We start from the raw sequence: 22,280 nt of genomic DNA, 5'->3' as shown, positions 1-22,280 counted from the left end.
GGACCCCATGGGCCGAGATCAGGTGCACCCGTCAAGGGATGACGACGGCGGTTCTGCCGCCCCCGAGGGGATCGTTGTGGGTGTGGACGGCTCCGACCATAGCCAGTGCGCCCTCGTCTGGGCCGCACGTGAAGCTGAGCGCCGCCGCCGCCCCCTGCACATCGTTACCGCATACTCCGTGCCGATCTTCGCGGCGTCCGGCTTGGACGGCGGCTATGCCACTGTTGACGACTCGGTGATCCGCGAGGGTGCCGAGGCCATCCTGAAGCAGGCGCTGGATAAGGTGGCCCCGTACGACATCGACGTTGACGCGTCCGTGGAAAACGGCGACGCCTCCGGAGTGCTGCTGGAGATGTCCGAATCCGCGGAACTGCTGGTGTTCGGCACCCGCGGGCGGGGCGGCTTCGTAGGCAGGCTGCTCGGATCCGTCAGCAGCGCCCTGCCAGCACACGCCAAGTGCCCCACGGTCACCGTGCCGCTGATCTGCGCGGACCGCCTGGGCGAGACCACGGATGACAAACACGTCAAAGCCGAACGGGCCAAGTCCGGCAGCCAGCCGGTGGAACACGTTGTTGTGGTGGGCGTTGACGGCTCCGAACAGGCCCGCGTCGCCGTTCTGGAGGCTGCTGACCAGGCCGAACGACTCGGTGCCCCGCTCCGCGTTGTGTGCGCCGTGCCGCAGTACAGTGGTTCGCTGGCGTGGGTCCCCGCGCCAATGGACAGGGAAGCGTTGTTCGCGGACATCAGGGTGCAGCTCGAAGCCGGCGTTGCGTGGCTGAAGAGCCACTACCCCAAGCTGACCGTGGAGACCCAGCTCGTGGACGGTTCCCCTGTCGAGGTCCTGGTGGAAGCCAGCCGGCACGTGGAGCTGGTGGTAGTGGGAACCCGTGGCCGTGGCGGCTTCACCGGAATGCTCTTGGGGTCGACGTCGGACGGCATCCTTCACCATGCCAAGGGGCCGGTGCTGGTGGTTCCGGACCGGGACGACCCGCGGCTCGCCGACCGCGCCAGCTTCGGGCCCATGCTCGGCGCAGCGTAGCCCGCCCTTCCGACCCTCGAGACGGCCGGCCGGGAGCACCCACACCAGGCCGGGCGAACACACCAGGAGGCCAGCGGTGACCCAGGGCAGCACTCAGGACGTTTCCGCGGACGGCCTTGTGCTGGGGCTGGAGCTGATCAACGCCGGAATGCTGGCCCGGGTGGGCGGCAAGGCGGCCAACCTGGGCGAAACCATGGGGGCCGGGCTCCCCGTGCCACCCGGCTTTTGCCTGACCACGGAGGCCTACCGGCGGGCGGTGGGCCCCGCGGGACTCGAAGACGTGCACGCCGCCCTCGCCGCTACCGGGACCAACGACCTCGCGGGCCTGGCCGCGCTGGCGGCCCGGGCGCGCGAGCTCATCCTCGGCGTGGACGTTCCGCCGGAGATTGCCGACGCCGTCAGGGAATCCTACGCCGCGCTGGGCACGGACGTTCCGGTGGCCGTGAGGTCGTCGGCGACGGCCGAGGACCTGCCGCTCGCGAGCTTCGCGGGGCAACAGGACACCTATTTGAATGTGGTGGGCGCTGACTCCGTTCTGGCCGCCGTCCGGAAGTGCTGGGCGTCGCTGTGGACGGACCGGGCAGTGACCTATCGGGCCACCCACGGGATCAGCCCGTCCACAGTGGCGTTGGCGGTGGTAGTCCAGACCATGGTGGATGCCGAGGTGGCGGGTGTCCTGTTCACGGCGAACCCGGTCACGGGACGGCGGCTTGAGGCCGTGATCGATGCCAGTCCCGGGTTGGGCGAGGCGGTGGTTTCGGGAGCCGTGAATCCGGACCACTTCGTGGTGGACACGGCCACCAAGGAGATCCTGGAACGGCGGAAGGGGGATAAGGGGCTAGCCATCAGGCCGCTCGCCGGAGGTGGTACCGAGCGGATCAACCTTGTCCCGGATTCCGTCCCTGCCCTCAGCGACGGCCAGATCCGGGACCTGGCCGCCCTGGGCAGCAGGGTGGAACGGCACTACGGGGCGCCGCAGGACATCGAATGGGCCATCGACGCCGCGGACAAGCTCTTCCTGGTGCAGTCCCGGCCCATCACCACGCTGTATCCCCTGCCGGATCCGCGCCCCGACCTGCAGGTGCCCGAGGGTGCGCGCGTCTTCCTGTGCTTCAGCCTTGCCCAGGGGCTGACCCGCCCCCTCACCCCGATGGGGATGGCCGCCTTCCGGATGATCGCGTCCTCCGTGGCGCGTGCGGCCGGCTTCGACGTGCCCGAACCGCGCAACGGCCCGGCCCCGTTCCGGCAGGCAGGGCAGCGCCTCTTCGTCGACCTCACCCCGGTGGTCCGCAGCAGCGTGGGCCGCGCCATTGTGCCCCGTGTTTTCGACATTATGGAGGCCAGATCCGCCACGGTACTCCGCCGGCTGTTTGCTGACCCGAGGTTCTCGGTCACGCTCAGGTCGCCGTGGCCGCTCCTCCGGCATGTTGTTCCGCTGGCGGCGAAGGCCAGGGTTCCGGAGTCGTTCCTCCGGGCGCTGCTTCGACCGGAAGCGGCGCTTCAGCGTGTGGACAGATTCGGCGCGCGGTTCCGGGCTGCCCTCGTGGTCCCGGCCACGGCCACGCCGGCGGAACGGCTGGACCAGGCCGAACGCATCCTCGGCGAGAGGCTCTTCCACATCGTTCCAGCGGTGATGCCGCTGCCCGCCCTGGGGTTCGGGCTGCTGGCAGTCGCCGGGAAGCTGGCCGGGCAGGGCGCCGAGTCCGGCGCGCTGCAGGGCGTGCTCCGGGGTCTCCCCAACAATGTGACCACCGAAATGGACCTTGCCCTCTGGCAGCTGGCCACGGACATCCGCTCCCACGCCGGCGCCGCCGCCGTTTTTGAGGGAGCCTCTCCGACTGAATTGGCGCGGCAGTACCGCTCCGGCGGACTTCCCGGCGTCGTGCAATCCGGACTGGCGGGCTTCCTGGCACGGTACGGCCACCGGGCCGTGGCGGAAATCGACCTCGGCATGCCCCGCTGGTCAGACGACCCCGCGCACATCCTGGGAGTCCTGGCGAACTACCTCAAACTCGACGATCCCGCGCTGGCGCCGGACCGGCAGTTCGCCAACGCCGCACGCGAGGCGGAGGCCCAGATCGAGAGGCTGACAGCCATCGCCGGGAGCAAAGGCGGTCCGGCCGGCAGGCTGCGGGCCCGCGTGGTGCGGGGCGCGCTGAGGCGGACCCGGCTGTTCGCCGGACTGCGCGAACTGCCGAAATACCACATTGTCGAAGGCCTGGCTTCGGTGCGGAAACTGCTGACGGCGGTGGGGGAGGAACTGGCCGCGGCAGGCCGGATCGCCGAGGCCGACGACATCTTTTTCCTCGACTTCGCCGAAGCGCACCGGGGCCTTGCGGGGGAGTCGCTGCGGGGGACCGTGGCGGAGCGCCGGGAGGCCTACGACGCCGAAATGGGCCGCCGTCGCATTCCCCGGGTGCTGCTTTCGGACGGAACGGAACCCGAGGCGCTGCACGCTGCCGCCACCGGCACGGCAGCCGGAGTCCTGTCCGGTACGCCGGCATCGGCCGGAACCGTCACTGCCCGGGCGCGCGTCATCCTGGACCCGCAGGGCGCCGTATTGGAGCCCGGTGAAATTTTGGTGGCTCCGTCAACGGATCCGGGGTGGACGCCCTTGTTCCTCACCGCCGGCGGGCTTGTGATGGAAATGGGCGGCCCCAATTCCCACGGCGCGGTGGTGGCCCGTGAGTACGGAATTCCCGCCATAGTGGGCGTCCCGGACGCCACCTCGGCCATCAGCACCGGGCAGCTGATAACGCTCGACGGCGGGGCCGGCACCGTCGCGCCGGCGGCGGGCTGATCCGCCCCGGTAAACGCAGGACGGCGTCGCCCCAAGGGGTGTAGCGGGCGGGTCCGAAGCGTACTCTGGAATCAATAAGCTGCAATGTTGGAGCGGAGTTGTCATGACCAGAAAGTGGCTGCGGTGGATGCCCGCCGCCGCCGTGCCAGCCGTTATTGCCGCCGCTGCGCTGGCGGGGTCCTTGCCGGCAAGCGCCGGGGACCCGTTGCCCGCCAAAACGCCGCAAGAGGTCCTGGCGCTGATGGCGCAGCACGCTGCTCCGTCCCTCTCCGGGACGCTGGAGCAAACCTCCGAAATCGGCCTGCCCGAGATCCCCAAAGCCGGCCCCACGTCAAGCAGCGGCGCCGCCGCCGCGCTGGAGCTACTGAGCGGCCCGCACACGGCCCGTGTCTTCGTGGACGGAACCAGCAAGATGCGGGTCCAGGTCCTGGACCGCCTCGCTGAACGCAATGCCGTGCGCAGCGGGGACCAGGTGTGGCTGTACAGCTCCAGGGACAACACCGCCACTCACCTGACACTCCCCGCCGATGCAGGCCGTCATGAGGATGTCGGCCAGTACAAGCATCCCGGTGCGGGCATGGATGGCGTGATGCCGACGCCGGAGGACCTGGCCGGGCGGTTCCTTGCGGCCGCGGACCCCGCCACTGAGATTTCAGTGCTTCCGGAGGTTAACGTTGCGGGCCGGGCCGCTTACAACCTGGTGGTTACGCCGCGGACGGAAGGCACCCTGATCGCTTCGGTGGCCATCGCAGTTGACGGCCAGAGCGGCCTGCCGCTGAGTGTCGAACTGAAGGCCCGGGGCCAGAGCGAACCGGCCTTCAAGCTGGCGTTCACCAGCCTCTCACTCGAAGCGCCGGACGCCTCCCTGTTCGCCTTTAGCCCGCCGCCGGGGGCTACCGTCAAGGAAGTCGAAGTGCCGGCCCACGGAACGGGAAGCCGGCCCGGACACAGTACGGAAGGCGGCGTGGTTCCTGACCCTGCGGTTCCGGAGTCCGTGGTTCCCGACGCCGTGGCCCCGGAGTCTGTGGCGCCGGATGCTGTTGCGCCGGATGCTGTCGCGCCGGATGCTGTCGAGGTGCGGCCCACGGTGACCGGTACCGGCTGGGAGAGCGTGGTCGAATTCCCCGCCAGCGCTGCATCTGCGGAGGCTGGTGCGATGATGTCCAGCGATCCGCTGCTTCAGCAGGCCGCTGTTGCGGTGCCGGGCGGACGGCTGTTCAGCACCGCCGTCGTAAATGTGCTGTTCACCGATGACGGGCGTGTTTTCGCCGGGTCTGTTCCCGCGGAGCGCCTGCTGACCGCTGCAGCCGCGAGGTGACCGCCGCGGGACGGAGCGCAGAGCTGGCCATAGAGACGCGTGGCCTCAGCAAACGGTTCGGCCATCAGCTGGCCGTGGACGGCGTCAACCTGGCCGTCCCGAGGGGTTCGGTGTTCGGTTTCCTGGGCCCGAATGGCTCCGGCAAAACCACCACCATACGCATGATGCTGGGCCTCGCCGGGGCCACGGACGGGTCGGTCAGCGTGCTGGGGCTGGAGATGCCGGAGCGCTTCCACGACGTCCTGCCGCGCGTGGGCGCACTGGTGGAAGGTCCCGCGTTCTACCCGTTCCTGTCCGGGGCGGCCAATCTTCGGCGCCTCGATGCGGCGGACCCCTACGCGGTACAGTCCACACGGCGTTCCCGGGTGGAGGCCGCGCTGGAACGTGTGGGCCTGACGCACGCCGCCGGGAAGAAAGTCCGCGCGTATTCGCTCGGCATGAAGCAGCGCCTGGGCATCGCCAATGCGCTTCTCTCGCCCCGGGAACTGCTGGTGCTCGATGAGCCCACCAACGGCCTGGATCCCCAGGGCACCCGCGAGGTGCGCTCCCTGGTCCGCTCCCTCGCGGCCGACGGCGCCACGGTTTTCGTCTCCAGCCACCTGCTGGCGGAAGTGGAGCAGATCTGCACCCACGCGGCGGTCATGAGCGCGGGCCGGCTGGTGGCGCAGGGAACGCTCGCTGAACTGCGGGACGAGGGCAAGGTCCGGATCCGCCTGGTAACACCCGACGCCGGCCTGGCCGAGGGCGTTTTCGCCAGGTTGGGAATGACGCCCATGGGCGGACGGAGCAACGGCGCGCTGGTTTACGGCGACAGCCGGCAGACCGGCGACGGCGGGCAGACCGGCGACGGCGGGCAGGCTGGAGACGCACGGCAGCCGGGGGATGCTGTGGAGCCGGAGGCCGTGGTTGCCGCCATGGTGGCGGCCGGTGTGCGGGTCCGCGGCTTCGCTGTGGAGCAGGGCAGCCTGGAGGACCGCTTTGTGGCGCTGACGGGGGAGGGGTTCGACATTGCCCAATAGGGATATGGCAACGCAGGAGCTAGCTGCACGAGCATCCTCCGGCTGGCCTCTGCTGGCCTCCGAACTGAGCGTCCTGTTCCGCCGGCGCCGGACCTGGGCCATGCTGCTGGCGCTCGCGGCCGTGCCGGTCCTGATGGCCATCGCCGTCCGCGTGTCCTCGGCCGTTCCACCCGGCCGTGGACCTGCCTTCCTGGACAGGATCACCCAGAACGGGCTGTTTGTGGGGGTAACGGCGTCGCTGGTGTGCGTGCCGCTGTTCCTGCCGCTCACCGTGGGAGTGGTGGCCGGGGATACGATCGCTGGCGAAGCCGGCCTAGGGACCTTGCGCTACCTCCTCGTGGCGCCAGCCGGCCGCGTGCGGCTGCTGCTGGTCAAATATGCAGGCGCTGCCGCGTTCTGCGTCGTCGCCCCGCTGGTGGTGGCGCTGGCGGGGGCAGGCATCGGTGCGGCGCTGTTTCCGGTGGGGCCTGTGACGCTGCTGTCCGGCGACGTGATCACCCCGGGGGAGGCAGTGGTTCGCCTCCTGCTCGTGGCGGCGTACCTGACCGTGTCGCTGCTGGGGTTGTCCGCCGTCGGGCTGTTCCTCTCCACGCTGACCGATGTTCCGGTGGGCGCCATGGCGGCCACCATCGTGGCGTCCGTGGTGTCACAGGTGATGGGTGAGCTGCCCCAGCTGGAATGGCTTCACCCCTGGCTGTTCAGCCACTACTGGTTCGGTTTTGCGGACCTGCTGCGCCAGCCGATTGCCTGGGATTCCTTTGGCAGCAATGCGCTGCTGCAGGCCGGGTACATTGCGGTCTTCGGGGCGCTCGCCTACGGCCGGTTCGTCACGAAGGACGTTTTGTCCTAGTACCGGGCAACGGTCGGGTGGAGCTGCATTCCGGCCATCCATGTCAGGTCCGTGACCGTGATGCCGTCGTCCGGGCTCAGGGCCTGGACCACGCGTCCGCCGCCAAGGTAGATGGCCACGTGGTAGAAATCGGGGGCCGACCCCCAGACCAGGAGGTCACCGGGCTGCGCCTGGGAAAGCGGCACGTGCACGGGCGCCTGCGCGTACTGCTGGGCCGCCGTGCGCGGAAGGTACTTGCCGGCCGCAGCGAAGGCGTTCTGCACCAGCCCGGAACAGTCGAAGCCGAGCGGTCCGGAGCCGCCGTACTTGTAGAAGTAGGGAGAGCCCACCTTGCCCAGCGCCACCGAAATGGCCGTCTGGTTGGAGCCACCCGGAGACGGCGCGGGAGACGGTGCGGGAACAGGTGCGGGTGCCGGAGCCGGGACGGCCGGAGCCGGGACCACGGGCGCGGGTTCGGCCGGTGCGGGGACCACGGGCGCGGGCGGACCGGGTGCGGGCGGGGCCGGATTCGCGGGCGCGGGGTTGGCCGGCGTGGGTGCCGCGGGGGCATCCGGTGCGGGTGCGGGGGCACCCGGGGCCGGGCTGTTGGGTGCTGCTTCCGCCTGGGCCGCAGCCTGGGAAGCTGCTGCGGCGGTGACGGCAGCCAGCCGTTCCTGGGCACGCTGGTGGTCCAGGGCATCAACCCTGGCTGATTCGAGTGCCACCGTGGTGTTCTTGAGGCTTGCCAGTTGGTCCACGAGCACGGTGCGCTGGGCCTTCGCCTCGGAGACTGCCTTCGCCTGGGCCGCGTTAGCGCGTTCGGCTTCAACCTTGCGGTCTTCGGCGGACCTGGCGGCGTCGTCAGCGGCACGGTTGGCGTCCTCCGCCGCGGCAGTTAGTGACTGGGCGGCCGAGGCAGCGTTGTCGGCCGCCTCAAATGCCCGGCTCCGGCTCGCGGAAATGGCTTCGAGGGTGGCGGCCTGCTTCAGCACTTCGCCGTTTCCGCTGACAAAAGTGCTCAGTGCAGGATTGAGTCCGCCGTTGCGGTAGAGGTCCCCGGCCAGCTGTCCCACCTGCTTGCGGGTCTTTGCCTGTTCGGCCTGGGCGGATACGGCCTTCGCCGAGGCGAGTGCGGCGGCATCGCGGCGGATCCCGAGCGTGACCAGGGCATCACCGTAGGCATTGTTGGCCTGCATGGCCGCGGCGAAGCTGGCCTCTTGGGCTGAGGCGGCGTCGGCCAGGATCCGGTCGATTCTGGTGACCTGGTCCGCCGTCGCGCTTTCACTGGCTTTGGCGGCCGCGATCTCCTCTGGCGAGGGAATCTCCGGTGATGCCGGAACGCTCAGAGCGGGCACTGCGGCGCCCGTCAGCGGGGCCGCACCGGCGGGCAGGGCGAGGGATCCGAGGAGTACGACGGCGGTGCACAGCACAGCCGCTTTGCGGCCGGATCCGGTCAAACCCATCAAGTAACCTCGCAACAGTCAGGCTGGAGCGCGCGAGGAATTGAGTTTCACCCGTGATTTTCACAGGGAATGCCCCGCTGCGGAGAGTCAGCACTCCCGAGGCTACGTGGCCAGTTGCAACTTTGGCAACACTGATCACATCAATAACATAAACAACAACAGTGTGATTCCGTCGCATTTCCGGTCGGCGTGTCGGGAGAGGACTTAACAAGTAGTCGCCACGCTAGCGACCGATTGAAGGCCCGCCGTACCGTGAACAGATTGGGGGCCTGATCCGTTCGGGCGAGGGGATTTCTCATGCAACAGCGCCGCGGCCAAATACTTTCCGCCAGGCACGGGAGGGGCAGGTCCGGCATCGCTGTCCTGCTCGCCCTGATGATGGTAGTGCTCGGCGCTCCCGCCCCGATGACGGCGTCGACCTCCGGCTACTGGGTGTCGGCGTCGTTTCCGGCCGCGGGAAAGACCAGGTTCGCTCCGTCGCTGGCGGTGAGCCCGTCAGGAACCACGCTGTACGTCTCACATTCCGTGATAGGGAGCCCGGGCAACGTCACCGTCCAGGATGCTTCCACTGGCGCCGTTCAAGCTACCGTCCCGGGTGTCGTAGGCACCACCGGAGTCGTGCTCAGTGATGACGGTTCGAGGCTCTATGTTGCCAATAGTGGCGTTACCGGAAGACCGCGCAACCCGAGTACTGCCAGCTTCATCCAAGTCGTGGACACCCGCACCAACACCGTGACGGCCAGCATCGAAACTGACCGTGGCGCGGCGCACTTGGCGCTGTCACCGGATGGGGACATGCTGTACGCTGCTGCCTACCAAGGGCGAAGCGTTACTTTCATCGATACAGCCTCCAATGCCGTTGCTGCCACGGTCCCGATTCCCGGCTACCCGTCCGCAGTCACGGTGAGTCCCGACAGCAGCACCTTGTACATAGCGGATCAGGTTTCGTCCAAGATCTTCGTTGTTTCTGTCGGAGAGAAAAAGGTCATTGAAACCATCGAAACAGGCTTGGCTGAGCTCTGCGGGGCACTCTACGGCCTGACCTTGAACCCCTCCGGCTCTCAGTTGTTCACCACCGGATGCCCAAGCACGGAAGCGGTCAACCCGAAGGGCCTCATGATCATCGATGTCGCCACCATGGAACAACACTCAATCCCGGTTGCGGGCCATGCCACCGACGTGGCGTTCAGCCCGGATGCGCGCACGGCATACGTCACTGTCTACGGCGTCTATGGGCACGTCGCCGTCGTCGACACCGCCACCAGATCGGTATCCGCGACATTCCCGGCGGGGTGGGCGCCCGTGGGCATTGTGGTCACCCGCGATGGCTCAGCCCTCTTCATCGTCCACGGCGGTTCAGCGGTCTCGCGCATTGACCTGACCCAAAACGGCCGGCAGGCATTCACCGACGTCCCCGCAGGTGCCCAGTTCTTCCACGAGGTCAGCTGGCTCTCGAACTCGGGGATCAGCACCGGATACCCGGACGGCTCGTTCCGGCCCCTGGACAGCGTTCAACGCGACGCCATGGCCGCCTTCCTGTTCCGGAAGGCAGGATCCCCGGCTTGGTTTGTTCCGCCTGCCGTCTCCCCGTTCACGGACCTGGCGCCCGGGGACATGTTCTATAAAGAAGTCACCTGGCTGGCCGGCCAGGGCATCACCACCGGCTACTCCGACGGCACGTTCCGCCCCCGGTCGCCGGTTTCGCGCGAAGCCATGGCCGCGTTTCTCTACCGGTACGCCACATCCTTGAACGCGGCGCCCGTCTACGCCGCGCCCGCCACCCCGCCGTTTGGCGACGTCCGTCCCGGCGACCCCTTCCACCGGGAAGTGAGCTGGGCCGCTGCCGCGGGGATCAGCACAGGCTATCCGGACGGCACCTTCCGGCCCGGCGCGCCGGTTTCGCGTGAGGCCATGGCTGCGTTCCTGTACCGGCTCACCAACCCGGACAAGCCCATGCCGCAGTAGCCAGGGATGCGGAACCGCCTGGCAGGGGCACCACAACCCCGAAGGCTCAAACCCCTCAGGCGTGCTGGTGGGACTCGTGCTCGGAGTGGCTCTCGGGCTCCAGTTGGAAAGTGCAGTGCTCGGTGTCGAAATGCGAGCCCAGGCAGGTGGCGAGCTTGTCCAGGACCTGGTCGGCGCCGCGGGCGCTCAGTACAGCATCCTCCACCACCACGTGGGCGGAGAAGACCGGGACGCCGGAGGTGATGGTCCAGATGTGGATGTCGTGGACGGACACCACTCCGTGCACGGACAGGATGTGCTCACGGATCATCTGGACTTCAACGCCCTTGGGAGTGGCTTCCAGCAGCACGTCCACCACGTCGCGGAGCAGGTGCCACGCCCGGGGCAGGATCATCACGGCGATGACGATGGAGGCAACCGTGTCCGCCGTCTGGAAGCCGGTCACCATGATCACCACGGCAGCGGCAATGACGGCGAACGAACCCAGCAGGTCCCCGAGCACCTCGAGGTAGGCGCCGCGCACGTTCAGGCTTTCCTTCTGGGCGCCGCGAAGGATCAGCAGGGACACCAGGTTGGCCACGGCACCCAGGACAGCGGCCCAGAGCATTACGTCGGTCTGGACTTCGGGTGCCGAACCGATCCGGCGAATGGCTTCGGTAAAGATCACCACGGAGATCACAATCAGTACCAGCGCGTTGGCCAGGGCCGCGAGGACTTCGGCCCGCTGGTACCCATAGGTCCGCTGGTCGCTGGCGGGCCGGGTGGCGATCCACGCGGCCAGGAGGGCGATGAACACACCGGCGGCATCGGACAGCATATGGCCGGCGTCCGCCAGCAGGGCCAGGGATCCGGAGATCACGGCTCCGACGACCTGGATCAGGACCACGGCCAGGGTGATGCTGAGGACGGCGATCAGGCGCTTGCGGTGCTTGCCGGTGCCAGTGGCTGAGAGGCCGTGCGAATGGCTGTGGTCGTGTCCCATGCCTACAAGGCTAGCTAGTCCCAGCCGAGTTCGTGCAGCCGTTCATCGCTGATGCCGAAGTGGTGGGCGATCTCGTGTGTCACGGTAATGGCCACCTCCTGGATCACCTCTTCCCGGGACGAACAGATTTCCAGGATGGGCTGGCGGTAGATGGTGATGCGGTCCGGCAGCGACCCCGCACCCCACCACGCATCACGCTCGGTCAGCGGCACGCCTTCGTAGAGGCCCAGCAGCACTGTGTCCGGGTCCTCGCCCGGCTGCGGGACGTAGTCGTCCTCGATGAAAACGGCAACGTTGTCCATGGCCTTGGCCACTTCCGGCGGAATCCGGTCCAAGGCGTCGCTGACGGCCGATTCGAAGTCCTCATCGGTCATGGGGAACGGTGCGTCGTTGTCCGCCCCGTCCGGGACGATCGGCAGGCCGGGCGGCAGGTTGGCGGGCATACCAAGACTCTAGCGGGATCTGCGCCGCGTCAGCCCCACTCCCACCAGGCAGATCACGCCGCCCACCAGGCCCCACACGGTGGGCACTTCGCCGAGCACCAGCCACGAGATGAGGATGGTGGTGCCGGGCACCAGATAGGTGGTGGCGGCCAGTTTTCCGGCATCGATGAGGGACAGCGCATACGCCCACGTGGTGAACGCAATCGCCGTCGGGAAGATCCCCAGATAGACCAGCCCGAGGGTGGCCGCCAGCGGGGCCTGCTGCAGTTCGGCCACCAGCTGGCCGCTGAAGGGAAGGCAGCAGACGGCACCCACCATGATGCCGAACCAGGTGGCCTGGGCCGCCGGGAACTTCCTCAACACCGGCTTCTGGACAATCACGCTGACGGCGGCGAGCACAGCGGCCAGGAGGCAGAGCAGCACACCGGCCACATCCGCCGTCGAACGCTGGCCCGAACTGAGCGCGATCACCGCGACGCCGGCGAACGCTATCAGGCTGCCGATGATCAGCCAGCGGGGAAAGCCCTCCTTGAGGAGAAGGCCGGCCATCACGGCCACCAGGATGGGGTTGACGTTGATCAGCAGGGCCGCGGTGCCGGCGTCCAGCAGGTGCTCGGCGGCGTTGAGGGCCACGTTGTAGCCGCCGAACCACATGACACCGTACGCGAGGATGGGCCACCATTCCCGGCCCTTGGGCAGCATCCGGAGCTTCGGCAGCACTACCAGGCCGAGTACGACGGCGGCAATCGCCAGCCGTCCCAGGGTCAGGGGGCCGGGCGAGAAGCTTGGGCCCACGGCGCGGATGCCCACGAAGGCGGAGGCCCAGAGGACCACCGTGATAGCGACGGCGGCGACGCCCAGTTTGTTGACTGGCGTCCTCTCCGGGGCGGGTACGGGGGCAGCGTTCGGGGACCCTTCGTGGGGGCCAGCGGACGGAGTGGGGCCGGGTGCGGCGGTTGTAGCCATGCTGCCAATCTAGCCCCCGCCGCGGCGGCGGGGCTGGCGGAAATCGGCCACGTCTAGTCGAGATCCTGCCAAAGTTGCCCCGCTACCGGCAGGGCGCTATTGCCGGTCGTCACCTCAGCACGCGGGCCGCGTCCTGGATCGCAGCCGCGACGCCGTCCAGCACGGCCGATCCGTAGCGCCACTGCTGCCAGTGCAGCGGGACGTCGACGAAGGATTTGGCGGCCAGGGTCTGCAGCGTTCGCCGGTCCAGGTCGTCGCCGATTTCGATCTCGGGAAGAAGGCCCCATCCCATGCCCAGCCGGATGGCCTCGCCGAACTCGTGGGCTGCGGGGACGTAGTGGCGCCGCGGCTCGAGGGGCTTCCGGCTGAACCGCCGCAGATAGCGGTCCTGCAGGTCGTCCTTGCGGTCGAAGATGATGACCGGGGCCTTGGCCAGCGCCTCCGCCGCCCCCGCGCCGTCGAACGCGGCCCCGCCGTCGAACCACTGCTCGGCAAAGGCCGGCGTGCAGACCGGCAGGTAGCGCATGACGCCGAGCCGGCGGGACGTGCAGCCCGGGGCCGGTTTGGCGGTGGCCGTGATGGCCGCTGCCGCCGCGCCGCTGCGGAGGAGCTCCAGCGAATAATCCTGGTCCTCGCGCAGGATTTCCAACTGGACCGTCCCGGCCACCGCAGCCAGCCCGGCCAGCGCCCACGTGTGCAGCGAGTCGCTGTTGATCACGAGGGTCAGGCGGGTATCCGGGTTGGCGTTTCCCGGCTGCAGTTCATCGGCGAGGTCCGCCGAGAGCATCTCCAGCTGCCGGGCGAACCGCACCACGGCCTGGCCGGACTCCGTGAGTTCAATCGGCCTGGTCCTTCTCAACACGGGACGGCCGACGGCGACTTCGAGGGCGCGGATGCGCTGGCTGACCGCGGAGGAGGTAACTGACAGATGGCTGGCGGCGGCATCGAAGCTGCCCTTCGCGACGATGGCTGCAAGCGTCCGGGCCTGGTCCGGATGAATGTCTATCATTAGCTCATCTTATCTATCAGAAGAATGTTTAACTGGTTTCATGCTGAGGTTCCTCCTACCGTTGGGAGGGTGATCCTTCCCGTGCTTTCAGGCCTGGCCAGCGGCCTCTCGCTCATCGTCGCCATCGGCGCCCAAAATGCCTTCGTGCTCCGCCAGGGGCTCCAGCGCTCGCATGTCGCCCTCGTCATTGCCGTCTGCGCCGTCTCGGACCTGGTGCTGATCCTGCTGGGCGTGGCGGGCATCGGCGTCGTGATTGAACAGGCTCCGGCCGTGCTGGAGGTGGTGCGCTGGGCCGGGGCTGCCTTCCTGGCGGCCTATGGTGCCTTCGCCGCCTGGCGGGCCATCCGCGGACAGGCGCTTGGACAGCTCGGAACAGGTCAGGCTGCCGGCTGGGTCGCTGTCCTCGGAACCGGACTGGCTTTCACCTGGCTGAACCCGCATGTGTGTCTGGACACTGTGCTGCTCCTCGGGTCACTGGCCAGCACGCACGGCCCGGACGGCCGGTGGTGGTTTGCGGCCGGCGCGGGGCTGGCCAGCATCGCCTGGTTCACCGCCCTGGGCGTTGGTGCGCGGTTCCTTGCTCCGGTGTTCCGTCGCCGCAGTGCCTGGCGCATTCTCGACGCCGTCATCGCCGCCGTCATGGTGACGATGGCAATCCTGCTGGTCGCCTGATTCCGCCCCCGTTACCGTGCCGCCGGAACGTCGGGGGCCGGTCGGCCCTTGTCCGCTCAACACGGCGGGTTCACGCTTGCTGGTATGAAAGCATCCGATGCCTCGGCCCGTGACAGAAAGCGGGCCGCGATCGGCACGGCGGCCTTCGCCGTTGCCCCCGCGACGGTGGCCGGCGTGGTTCCGTGGCTCCTGACCCGCTGGGAAGTGGCGGCGCCGGTCCCCGGCGGAGTGCCTGCCCAGGTCACGGGCGCCCTGTTGATCGGTGCAGGGGCGGCGGTGATCGCGAACTCCTTTGTGCATTTTGCCGTGGAGGGCCTCGGGACCCCTGCACCCTTTGCCCCGCCCAAGCATCTGGTGGTGGGCGGACTCTACCGTTACGTGCGGAATCCGATGTATGTGGCCATTGCCGCAGCCGTCGCAGGGCAGGGGCTCCTGCTGGGCCAGCCGAAGCTCCTCGTGGCCCTGGCCGTCGGCGCCGTTCCGGTTGTGGCGTTCGTCAGGCTTTACGAGGAGCCGGTCCTGGCCCGGAAGTTCGGTGCCGAATACGAGGAGTACCGCCGGAACGTTCCGCGCTGGCTGCCCCGGCTCACACCGTGGCGGCCGCAGGGTCCGGAGCCATCCCGGAGTTGAGGCCCCGGCCGGGAGCCAAGGTCCTGGCCTGGGACCCCGGCAGCTCGCTACTTCCCCCGGCCGGTCCACTCCAGCAGCCGGTCCAGCGGCCAGGTGGTGACGATCCGTTCGGCAGGCACACCGTTCAAGGCGGCCCGCTCGGCGCCGTACTGCAGGAAGTCCAACTGGCCCGGAGCGTGGGCGTCGCTGTCGATGCTGAAGAGGCAGCCGGCATCGAGGGCCAGCCGGATCAGCTCGTCCGGCGGATCCTGCCGCTCGGGCCGGGAATTAATTTCGACGGCGACATCCTGCTCGGCGCACGCCGCGAACACCCGCTCGGCGTCGAACTCTGACTCGGGCCGTGTTCCCCTGGACCCCTGGAGCAGCCGGCCGGTGCAGTGGCCGAGCACATTCATGTGCGGATCGCTGATGGCGCCCAGCATTCTGGCGGTCATGGTGCGCCTATCGGAACGAAGCTTCGAGTGGACGCTCGCCACCACGACGTCCAGCCGGTCCAGCAAGTCCGGGGACTGGTCCAGGGTCCCGTCCTCCAGGATGTCCACTTCGATTCCGGCGAGCAGGCGGAAGCTGCCGCCGTCGTCGTTGTTTATGCCGGCCACGGTGTCGAGCTGTTCGGTGAGGCGTTCGGCGCTCAGCCCGTTGGCGATCTTGAGGCTGGGGGAGTGGTCCGTCAAGGCAAGGTACTCCCGGCCAAGGGTGCGGGCGGCGTTCGCCATCAGTTCGATCGGAGACCCGCCGTCGGACCAGTCGCTGTGGCTGTGCAGGTCTCCGCGGAGTGCGGAGTGCAGTTCGGTGCCGCCCGCCGCGAGGGGCTGCTGCCCCCGTTCGCGAAGCCCTTCCAGGTAGTCGGGGACGCCGCCGTCGACCGCCTGCCGGATCACCTCGAAGGTTCTGTCCCCGATGCCCTTCATGCTCTTCAGCCTGCCGCTGCGGGCCCGGGCCGCCATCTCGGCCGGATCCAGGCCGCCGATGATGCCGGCCGCTTTCCGGAAGGCCTGAACCTTGAACGTGGGGGCCAGTTCGCGTTCCAGCCAGAAGGCGATCTCATTGAGGGCATCAACGGCATCCATCAGTCCATCTTGCACCCGCCCTGCACCGAATTCTGCAGGAGTGCGATGCCGATTTTGGATATTCCCAAGGTCTGCCCTACACTTTTATAGTCCAGTTCGGAGCAACTCGAAAGGGCGGAAACGAAAGGCTTCGGCCCTTTATTTTTGCCCTGAATGAGCCGGATTGAGTTCAGGCCCCCATCGTCTAGCGGCCTAGGACACCGCCCTTTCACGGCGGCGGCACGGGTTCGAATCCCGTTGGGGGTACGCAAGGAAGTGGTCAAACCGGATGAAAAAGTCTGGTAGGCTGGAAGCCTTGAAAAAAGCAGTAGAGATACTGTTGAAGCAGTAAACAAGCAAGGCCCTGTAGCGCAGTTGGTTAGCGCGCCGCCCTGTCACGGCGGAGGTCGCGGGTTCAAGTCCCGTCAGGGTCGCTCTGATTGCCAGAAGAAATTCCGGCCGTCAAGGTGACATGTCACCTAGGCTCTGTAGCTCAGTTGGTAGAGCGTTCGACTGAAAATCGAAAGGTCACCGGATCGACGCCGGTCGGAGCCACCACTGGGAAGCATCAGTTCTTCGGAACTGGTGCTTTTCTTCTTTAACGCCCCGCCTGACCTTCGTATATCCGGGTTGCAGGGCCTTAGATCCGCCCGGGCAACCCACTGGGCTCTGCGTCACCCCTGACGGAGCCCGGCCGCATGCCCGCCCGCCCGCCCGAGTAGTTTCGACGCGCAAATGTCCCTGTGACGCGCAAATGCTCCCGCGCCCCCCTTATTCCGGTGTCGCCAGGTAATTTGCGCGTCGCCAGGCGATTTGCGCGTCGTCGGGATCAGGCTGGCGCGCAGCCCTTGATGACATTCCTGCGGCTATCGGGCCCCGCGCGGGAGCCGCCGGCTACGCGGCCGACGTGGACGCGGGAACCGCCGGCTACGCGGCCGAAGTGGTCCTCGGCACGTGAACCTGGACCCGAACGAGGCTGGCGCGGATCTTCACGCTGCGTGACGGCGTCTTCAATCCCGCCAGCAGCGGCATAACGACCCGTTCCGGCAGTCGTGCCCAGATGAATTGCGGGTGGCCAGCGGGTGACGTTTCACACTAAATCTGATTTATCGCGCAACATTTGACTCGAAAAATTGGATGTGGCACGCGCGCGCAATGGGCAATGTAAGCGCTTGCACAAACGGAGCGAAACTCGGTTTTTAGCCGCTCGAAACACGGCTTGATAAGCCTGCTTATGCGTGCCAGCGTAGAGACCGGCGCAGGAAAGGGTTCCTTTCCGAAGCGCCTTCCGGGGCCCTACCCAAGCCCCGTCCCCCTCGACACAAAGGCGTCCTCGATGACGCCTGCCGTGTCATCGGGAACGCCGGAGTTTCGGGGAATGAGGGCAGATGCCCGTCTTCCACGAATGGTCTCAACTCCGCGAGAAGAGCAACAAATGCACAAGCACCCCAATACACACCGGATGCTGCGGTGGCGCCCTGCCGCCGCAGCACTGGCAACGGCCGTGGCGGCTTCCGCCTTCCTTGCGGTTCCTTCGGCCCTGGCCAACGAACCCTCGGACCCGCCCGCCACCCAGCAGATGCCGGCACCCACGCCCGGCTTCCCGCTGCCCACCGATCACAGCCAGCAGGCGTATGATCCGGCGGCGGACTTCACCTCAAAGTGGACCCGCGCCGACGCCAAGCAGATCATGGCGCAGAGCGACTCCACCGTGGCACCCGGCCAGAACTCCATGAGTCCGGATGTCACCATGCCGGAAATCCCCGAGGATTTCCCCGCCATGAACGACGACGTCTGGGTCTGGGACACCTGGTCCCTGACTGACGAGAACGCCAACCAGATCAGCTACAAGGGCTATGACGTCATCTTCTCCCTGGTGGCCGACCGGCACGCCGGCTACGGCTTCGACCAGCGGCACTGGAACGCGCGGATCGGTTACTTCTTCCGCAAGACCAACGCCGACCCGGCCAAGGACAAGTGGAACTACGGCGGACACCTGTTCCTGGACAACACCTCCATCGGCAACACGGAATGGTCCGGTTCCACCCGCCTGATGCAGGGCAACCAGGTCAACGTGTTCTACACGGCCACCACGTTCTACGACGTTGCCGAGCGCAACGCTGGCGGCGGCGGCATCGCGCCGGACGCTGCCATTGCCAAGGCACTCGGCAACATCCACGCCGACAAGAACGGCGTCACGTTCGACGGCTTCAAGCACACCAAACTGCTGGAACCGGACGGCAAGATGTACCAGAACAAGGCACAGAACCCGGGCTTCGCCTTCCGCGACCCGTACACGTTCGCCGACCCCGCCCACCCGGGCAAGACCTTCATGGTTTTCGAAGGCAACACCGGCGGCAAGCGCGGCGAATACGAGTGCAAGCCCGAGGACCTGGGCTACAAGGCCGGCGACCCGAACGCCGAGAGCCTCAACGAAGTCAACAGCAGCGGCGCCTACTACCAGACCGCCAACGTGGGACTGGCCGTGGCAGACAACAAGGACCTGACCAAATGGTCCTTCCTGCCGCCGGTCCTCTCGGCCAACTGCGTCAACGACCAGACCGAGCGTCCGCAGATCTTCATCCAGAACGAAGGCGGGAAGAACAAGTACTACCTGTTCACCATCAGCCACCAGTTCACCTATGCGGCCGGCATGCGCGGCCCCGACGGTGTCTACGGCTTCGTCGGTGACGGCGTCCGGTCCGACTACCAGCCGATGAACAACAGCGGCCTGGCCCTGGGCTCGCCCACGGACCTCAACCTTCCGTCCGAGTCCCCGGAAGCACCCACTCCGAACCAGAACGGCCGCCAGTTCCAGGCCTACTCGCACTACGTGCAGCCGGGTGGCCTGGTGCAGTCCTTCATCGACAACGTGAACGGCGTCCGCGGCGGCTCACTCTCGCCCACCGTGAAGATCAACTTCCGTGACGGCGTGTCCAAGGTGGACCGCACCTTCGGCAAGAACGGACTCGGTCCGTTCGGTTACCTGCCCACGAACGTCAAGGTTGGCGGCGAGGGACTCTACAAGTAACCCTCGTCTGGCTAGCTAGCACGCGCAGTAAACAGCAGGGCCGTCCGGAACCTCTCCGGGCGGCCCTGCCGCTTTTTTCCCTTATATAGGTAGGACCTTCCGCCCGCCGCTTGGGATCCCGGAGGCCATCCGGGCTAGACTCGCACGCCGGGGACAGAACGCCATCGCCGCCTGAAGCCGGAAACGGAACGGGCGGCACAATCTCGACCAGAAAAGTGACTCTTGAACAACCTCTCACGCCCTCTGACCGCAGCCGCCCTCTTCGCCGCACTGGCGCTCACCGCATGCTCCGCGCCCGAAGCCGGCAGCGCGCCGTCGTCGTCCGCTCCCGCAACAGCAGTGGCAACGGCGACACCCACCCCCACCAAAAGCTCCGGACCATACGGGGACTTTTCCTCCGCGGCGGAGGCGTGCACCACCATCTCCCAGCAGGCCACCGGCGCCTCGCTGTTCCCGCTCTCAGCCGCACAGGGCAAAACCGCGGAACTGGAACAGCTCAAAACGGAGCTCAGCGACACTGCCGAACGCGTGCCGGACGAGCTCAAAGCCGATTTTGCCCACCTCAACGAGGTGGCCGTCGCCGGGCTGAGCGACCAGACGGTGTACTCCAGCGGAAAGTTCGACGCCGCCATGGCCCCCGTTACCGGCTGGCTCGCCGCCAACTGCAAATAGCGGATTCCGGCCTGGCCATTTTCACTGGCGTCCGGCCGCTTGTCGCGGCCAAGGGATAGGGTGGTGTTCAAGAGAAGGGGAGTGCCTGATGGAATACCAGAACCCACATCCCGCGCCGGGGGCCCACGCTGATCCAGCCGTTGCCCTGACGGCCGGCACCGGACGTACCGTCATTTCCGAAACGGCAGTTGCCAAGGTAGCCGGCATCGCAGCCCGGGCCGTTCCGGGAGTGTATTCGCTCGGCACCGGTCCGTCCCGCGCCCTCGGAGCCATCCGCGATGCCGTCGGCAGCTCGGACCATGCCGCCGGCGTCCACGCAGAGGTCGGCGAGACGCAGGTGGCAGTGGACATCAACCTCGTGGCCGTCTACGGGACGCCGCTGCACTCCCTGGCGAACCAGGTCCGTGCCGCCGTCTACACCGCCGTCGAAGAGCTAGTGGGCCTGCAGGTCATCGAGGTAAACGTGGAGATCAATGACGTCTACGTGGCGGGGCCGGCAAAGCCCGGACTGCCCGTGGAAGCCCGGACCGAAAGGGAGGCCATCCAGTGAACCTGACCGTGGTGGGAATTGCAGTGGGCGCCTTCGTGGCCTTTATGGCTTTCCAGTTCGGCGTCTGGGGCTTCCTGGTCTCGCTGCTTTTCATGGGGATCGGAGCCCTCTTTGGCCGTGCCGCGGAAGGGAAACTTGACCTGCGCAGCGTGTTCGACGCCATCACCGGCCGGCGCTCGTCCTCATGAGCAGCACGGCCGGAACCGTGGCCGGCGGCTCCGTGATGGCCGGGCACAACCGCATCAGTACCCAGGCGCTCACCAGCCTGGCCCGGGCCGCCGCCGCTGAAGCGCTGGGCGTCCCGGCACACGACGTCCGGGCAGACTGGTCCGACGACGACGGCCTGCTGGCCCTCTCGCTGGTCCTCCCGATCAGGATTCCGCCGCTCACCACGGTCCTGCGCGACCCCGGCCGGGTCGCCGGCTTCGGCGGCTCCATCCGGGACCGCGCCGTCGCGGCCAGATCCGTGATCCTGCACCGCGTTGCGGAGCTTAGCGGGGCGCAGCTGAGCCGGGTGGACATCCGCATCAGCGGCGCCGCCATCAGCGAAGGGGGAAGGGTCCAGTGAACAACGCCACCGACGTCCGCTCAAAGGGCAGCCACGCGGCAGGCAACGGGGAATCCGGTGCAGTCTCCGCGGTCAGCGCCCCGGACCCCCGCGGCGCCGGCATGCGCCGGATCCTGGACCGCGAAACACGCTCCTCCCGTGCAGGGGTGGCCGGAATCGCTGCTGTCCTGGTGATCATCCTGTGCGGCTACGGACTCCTCGAGGCCGCAGTCCGTGCGATCGGGCAGCCGCCGTGGCTCATCGATCCGCAGACCGCCGCAGAACGCATCATCGCGCTCCCGCAGGGCATCCCCCCGCTGCTGCTTGGCGCCATCGGAGCCGTGACGGCCATGGCGGGTCTGTTCTTCTTCCTTAATGCAGTGCTGCCCGGCCGCCGCGCCCGGCACCTGCTTCCGGACCGCCGCGCCGGAGTGGTGGCTGATGACGAAGTGATCGCCTCCGCCCTTGCCCGCCGTGCCAGGCTGGCCGCAAACGTCACGCAGGAACAGGTGATGGTGGTGGTGTCCCAGCGTCAGGTGATAGTCAACGTGCGGCCCACCTCGGGGGTGCCGGTCAGCGAAAACGCCGTCCTGGCAGCCGTACTCGACGAGCTGCGCGACATGGCTCCGGAACCGATGCCCGAAGTGCGCGTCAATGTGGCCACGTCAGGAGTGATCGGGGCATGAATAGCACCCCCAGGACGCTGAACAGGATCCTGATCGGAATCCTCGGACTGAAACTGCTCGCCATCGGACTCTTGCTGGTTGTGCTGGCCACCGTCCCCGCGGCGGCATCATGGTGGCAGCAGTGGTCCGCCGGTGTATGGAGCGGAATGAGCCAGCTGTTACAGCGCACCAACATTCCCGGCCGCCAGGAAAGCTGGCTCTGGGCGGTCCTTGCGCTGCTACTCGCAGTGGTCATTGCCTTGATGGTCGCCTGGGTGGCCCAGCAGGGCAAGGGCCGCGCCAGCCTGATCCTTGCCGAGGACGACGCCGAGGGCGTCCCCGGCAATGTGCGGATCGGCGGCGGCGTTGCCGAGCAGGCGCTGCGGGCGGCGTTGGCCGAACGGCAGGACCTGGCCGGTGCCACCGTGGCCACCTACGAAGTCCGGGGCGAGCCCGCGCTGAAGATCCGGCTGCAGCCCCGGCAGGGAGTGGCTCCGCACCTCCTCGCCGCGGATGTCTCGGCCCTGGTGGAGGCGCTCGACGCCGTCGTCGGCAAACGCATCCCGGTGCTGATCCACATCGGCACCGGCGCCCGTTCCCGGTTCAGCCGCGCGGAACGCGTCCGCTAGCC

The 22,280-nt window shown here is 67.6% G+C and carries 21 protein-coding genes and 3 tRNA genes; 18 read left to right on the top strand and 6 right to left on the bottom strand.

Annotated features, from left to right (window positions below; all coding sequences use genetic code 11):
- Positions 1–7 precede the first annotated feature (7 nt).
- From ASF98_RS10825 to ASF98_RS10805, 5 genes are all read left to right on the top strand, one after another.
- The gene (locus ASF98_RS10825) at positions 8–1,039 is read left to right on the top strand and encodes a universal stress protein (protein WP_055801358.1); all 1,032 of its coding nucleotides are present in this window, start codon (positions 8–10) and stop codon (positions 1,037–1,039) included.
- Positions 1,040–1,187: 148 nt separating this feature from the next.
- Positions 1,188–3,839: a PEP/pyruvate-binding domain-containing protein gene (locus ASF98_RS10820; protein ID WP_200939351.1), complete on the top strand. Its 2,652-nt coding sequence runs from the start codon at positions 1,188–1,190 to the stop codon at positions 3,837–3,839.
- Positions 3,840–3,942: 103 nt separating this feature from the next.
- Positions 3,943–5,157: a LolA family protein gene (locus ASF98_RS10815; RefSeq protein WP_055801352.1), complete on the top strand. Its 1,215-nt coding sequence runs from the start codon at positions 3,943–3,945 to the stop codon at positions 5,155–5,157.
- Positions 5,154–6,176, top strand: coding sequence for an ABC transporter ATP-binding protein (locus tag ASF98_RS10810; protein WP_055801349.1), 1,023 nt, complete (start codon positions 5,154–5,156; stop codon positions 6,174–6,176). The genes ASF98_RS10815 and ASF98_RS10810 overlap by 4 nt, the downstream gene beginning before the upstream one ends.
- Before the next feature lie 4 nt (positions 6,177–6,180).
- On the top strand, positions 6,181–7,026 hold the full coding sequence (locus ASF98_RS10805) for an ABC transporter permease (RefSeq protein ID WP_055801347.1): 846 nt from the start codon (positions 6,181–6,183) through the stop codon (positions 7,024–7,026).
- On the opposite strand, the gene ASF98_RS10800 is transcribed toward ASF98_RS10805, so the two are convergent.
- Positions 7,023–8,468, bottom strand: coding sequence for a C40 family peptidase (locus ASF98_RS10800; protein WP_055801344.1), 1,446 nt, complete (start codon positions 8,466–8,468; stop codon positions 7,023–7,025). The genes ASF98_RS10805 and ASF98_RS10800 overlap by 4 nt on opposite strands.
- Positions 8,469–8,765: 297 nt before the next feature.
- Between ASF98_RS10800 and ASF98_RS10795 the strand changes: the two genes are divergently transcribed.
- Positions 8,766–10,433: an S-layer homology domain-containing protein gene (locus ASF98_RS10795; protein ID WP_055801341.1), complete on the top strand. Its 1,668-nt coding sequence runs from the start codon at positions 8,766–8,768 to the stop codon at positions 10,431–10,433.
- 55 nt (positions 10,434–10,488) lie between these two features.
- Here the strand turns inward: ASF98_RS10795 and ASF98_RS10790 are convergent, their stop codons facing one another.
- The 4 genes from ASF98_RS10790 to ASF98_RS10775 form a co-directional block, all read right to left on the bottom strand.
- Positions 10,489–11,415 (bottom strand): cation diffusion facilitator family transporter, encoded by a 927-nt coding sequence (locus tag ASF98_RS10790; protein ID WP_055801337.1) that lies wholly within the window; start codon positions 11,413–11,415, stop codon positions 10,489–10,491.
- Between the two features lie 14 nt (positions 11,416–11,429).
- Positions 11,430–11,858, bottom strand: a complete 429-nt coding sequence (locus ASF98_RS10785) for a metallopeptidase family protein (RefSeq protein WP_055801335.1) — start codon at positions 11,856–11,858, stop codon at positions 11,430–11,432.
- 9 nt (positions 11,859–11,867) lie between these two features.
- Entirely contained in the window at positions 11,868–12,824 is a 957-nt protein-coding gene (locus tag ASF98_RS10780; protein WP_055801333.1) for a DMT family transporter, read from the bottom strand.
- Between the two features lie 109 nt (positions 12,825–12,933).
- Positions 12,934–13,833 carry an ArgP/LysG family DNA-binding transcriptional regulator gene (locus ASF98_RS10775; protein ID WP_055801329.1) on the bottom strand — a complete coding sequence of 300 codons (900 nt, stop codon included), beginning with the start codon at positions 13,831–13,833 and terminating at the stop codon, positions 12,934–12,936.
- 69 nt (positions 13,834–13,902) lie between these two features.
- On the opposite strand from ASF98_RS10775, the gene ASF98_RS10770 reads away from it, so the two are divergent.
- On the top strand, positions 13,903–14,505 hold the full coding sequence (locus ASF98_RS10770; RefSeq protein ID WP_055801326.1) for a LysE/ArgO family amino acid transporter: 603 nt from the start codon (positions 13,903–13,905) through the stop codon (positions 14,503–14,505).
- Between the two features lie 84 nt (positions 14,506–14,589).
- On the top strand, positions 14,590–15,135 hold the full coding sequence (locus ASF98_RS10765) for a methyltransferase family protein (RefSeq protein ID WP_082506793.1): 546 nt from the start codon (positions 14,590–14,592) through the stop codon (positions 15,133–15,135).
- Positions 15,136–15,182: 47 nt separating this feature from the next.
- Here the strand turns inward: ASF98_RS10765 and ASF98_RS10760 are convergent, their stop codons facing one another.
- A complete protein-coding gene (locus tag ASF98_RS10760; protein WP_055801325.1) occupies positions 15,183–16,205 on the bottom strand; it encodes a PHP domain-containing protein in 1,023 nt (340 codons plus the stop codon).
- A 173-nt stretch (positions 16,206–16,378) separates the two neighbouring features.
- On the opposite strand from ASF98_RS10760, the gene ASF98_RS10755 reads away from it, so the two are divergent.
- The 10 genes from ASF98_RS10755 (at position 16,379) to ASF98_RS10710 (ending at position 22,278) form a co-directional block, all read left to right on the top strand.
- A tRNA-Glu gene (locus tag ASF98_RS10755) sits at positions 16,379–16,451 on the top strand.
- A gap of 93 nt (positions 16,452–16,544) precedes the next feature.
- Positions 16,545–16,618: transfer RNA gene (locus ASF98_RS10750), tRNA-Asp, on the top strand.
- 48 nt (positions 16,619–16,666) lie between these two features.
- Positions 16,667–16,742: transfer RNA gene (locus ASF98_RS10745), tRNA-Phe, on the top strand.
- An 877-nt stretch (positions 16,743–17,619) separates the two neighbouring features.
- Positions 17,620–19,215, top strand: coding sequence for a glycoside hydrolase family 68 protein (locus ASF98_RS10740; RefSeq protein ID WP_055801323.1), 1,596 nt, complete (start codon positions 17,620–17,622; stop codon positions 19,213–19,215).
- A 222-nt stretch (positions 19,216–19,437) separates the two neighbouring features.
- Positions 19,438–19,887 carry a hypothetical protein gene (locus ASF98_RS10735; protein ID WP_055801321.1) on the top strand — a complete coding sequence of 150 codons (450 nt, stop codon included), beginning with the start codon at positions 19,438–19,440 and terminating at the stop codon, positions 19,885–19,887.
- Between the two features lie 88 nt (positions 19,888–19,975).
- Entirely contained in the window at positions 19,976–20,437 is a 462-nt protein-coding gene (locus ASF98_RS10730; protein WP_055801318.1) for an Asp23/Gls24 family envelope stress response protein, read from the top strand.
- Positions 20,434–20,625, top strand: coding sequence for a hypothetical protein (locus ASF98_RS10725; RefSeq protein WP_055801316.1), 192 nt, complete (start codon positions 20,434–20,436; stop codon positions 20,623–20,625). The genes ASF98_RS10730 and ASF98_RS10725 overlap by 4 nt, the downstream gene beginning before the upstream one ends.
- A complete protein-coding gene (locus tag ASF98_RS10720) occupies positions 20,622–21,005 on the top strand; it encodes a hypothetical protein (RefSeq protein WP_055801313.1) in 384 nt (127 codons plus the stop codon). The genes ASF98_RS10725 and ASF98_RS10720 overlap by 4 nt, the downstream gene beginning before the upstream one ends.
- Positions 21,002–21,670 (top strand): hypothetical protein, encoded by a 669-nt coding sequence (locus ASF98_RS10715; RefSeq protein WP_055801310.1) that lies wholly within the window; start codon positions 21,002–21,004, stop codon positions 21,668–21,670. Before ASF98_RS10720 ends, ASF98_RS10715 begins: the two co-directional genes overlap by 4 nt.
- Positions 21,667–22,278, top strand: coding sequence for a hypothetical protein (locus ASF98_RS10710; RefSeq protein ID WP_055801307.1), 612 nt, complete (start codon positions 21,667–21,669; stop codon positions 22,276–22,278). Before ASF98_RS10715 ends, ASF98_RS10710 begins: the two co-directional genes overlap by 4 nt.
- Positions 22,279–22,280: the final 2 nt, after the last annotated feature.

It is taken from the genome of Arthrobacter sp. Leaf337 (assembly GCF_001423745.1).
GTDB lineage: Bacteria > Actinomycetota > Actinomycetes > Actinomycetales > Micrococcaceae > Arthrobacter.
Note: the sequence above shows the minus strand (reverse complement) of the source record. Positions and strands in the feature narration are given on the sequence as shown.

Excerpts from the sequence above, each read along its gene's own strand:
- ASF98_RS10825 (WP_055801358.1), top strand. The coding sequence starts at position 8 with ATGGGCCGAGATCAGGTGCACCCGTCAAGGGATGACGACGGCGGTTCT.
- ASF98_RS10820 (WP_200939351.1), top strand. The coding sequence starts at position 1,188 with ATGCTGGCCCGGGTGGGCGGCAAGGCGGCCAACCTGGGCGAAACCATG.
- ASF98_RS10815 (WP_055801352.1), top strand. The coding sequence starts at position 3,943 with ATGACCAGAAAGTGGCTGCGGTGGATGCCCGCCGCCGCCGTGCCAGCC.
- ASF98_RS10805 (WP_055801347.1), top strand. The coding sequence starts at position 6,181 with ATGGCAACGCAGGAGCTAGCTGCACGAGCATCCTCCGGCTGGCCTCTG.
- ASF98_RS10800 (WP_055801344.1), bottom strand. The coding sequence starts at position 8,468 with ATGGGTTTGACCGGATCCGGCCGCAAAGCGGCTGTGCTGTGCACCGCC.
- ASF98_RS10795 (WP_055801341.1), top strand. The coding sequence starts at position 8,766 with ATGCAACAGCGCCGCGGCCAAATACTTTCCGCCAGGCACGGGAGGGGC.
- ASF98_RS10790 (WP_055801337.1), bottom strand. The coding sequence starts at position 11,415 with ATGGGACACGACCACAGCCATTCGCACGGCCTCTCAGCCACTGGCACC.
- ASF98_RS10785 (WP_055801335.1), bottom strand. The coding sequence starts at position 11,858 with ATGCCCGCCAACCTGCCGCCCGGCCTGCCGATCGTCCCGGACGGGGCG.
- ASF98_RS10780 (WP_055801333.1), bottom strand. The coding sequence starts at position 12,824 with ATGGCTACAACCGCCGCACCCGGCCCCACTCCGTCCGCTGGCCCCCAC.
- ASF98_RS10775 (WP_055801329.1), bottom strand. The coding sequence starts at position 13,833 with ATGATAGACATTCATCCGGACCAGGCCCGGACGCTTGCAGCCATCGTC.
- ASF98_RS10765 (WP_082506793.1), top strand. The coding sequence starts at position 14,590 with ATGAAAGCATCCGATGCCTCGGCCCGTGACAGAAAGCGGGCCGCGATC.
- ASF98_RS10760 (WP_055801325.1), bottom strand. The coding sequence starts at position 16,205 with ATGGATGCCGTTGATGCCCTCAATGAGATCGCCTTCTGGCTGGAACGC.
- ASF98_RS10740 (WP_055801323.1), top strand. The coding sequence starts at position 17,620 with ATGCACAAGCACCCCAATACACACCGGATGCTGCGGTGGCGCCCTGCC.
- ASF98_RS10730 (WP_055801318.1), top strand. The coding sequence starts at position 19,976 with ATGGAATACCAGAACCCACATCCCGCGCCGGGGGCCCACGCTGATCCA.
- ASF98_RS10720 (WP_055801313.1), top strand. The coding sequence starts at position 20,622 with ATGAGCAGCACGGCCGGAACCGTGGCCGGCGGCTCCGTGATGGCCGGG.
- ASF98_RS10710 (WP_055801307.1), top strand. The coding sequence starts at position 21,667 with ATGAATAGCACCCCCAGGACGCTGAACAGGATCCTGATCGGAATCCTC.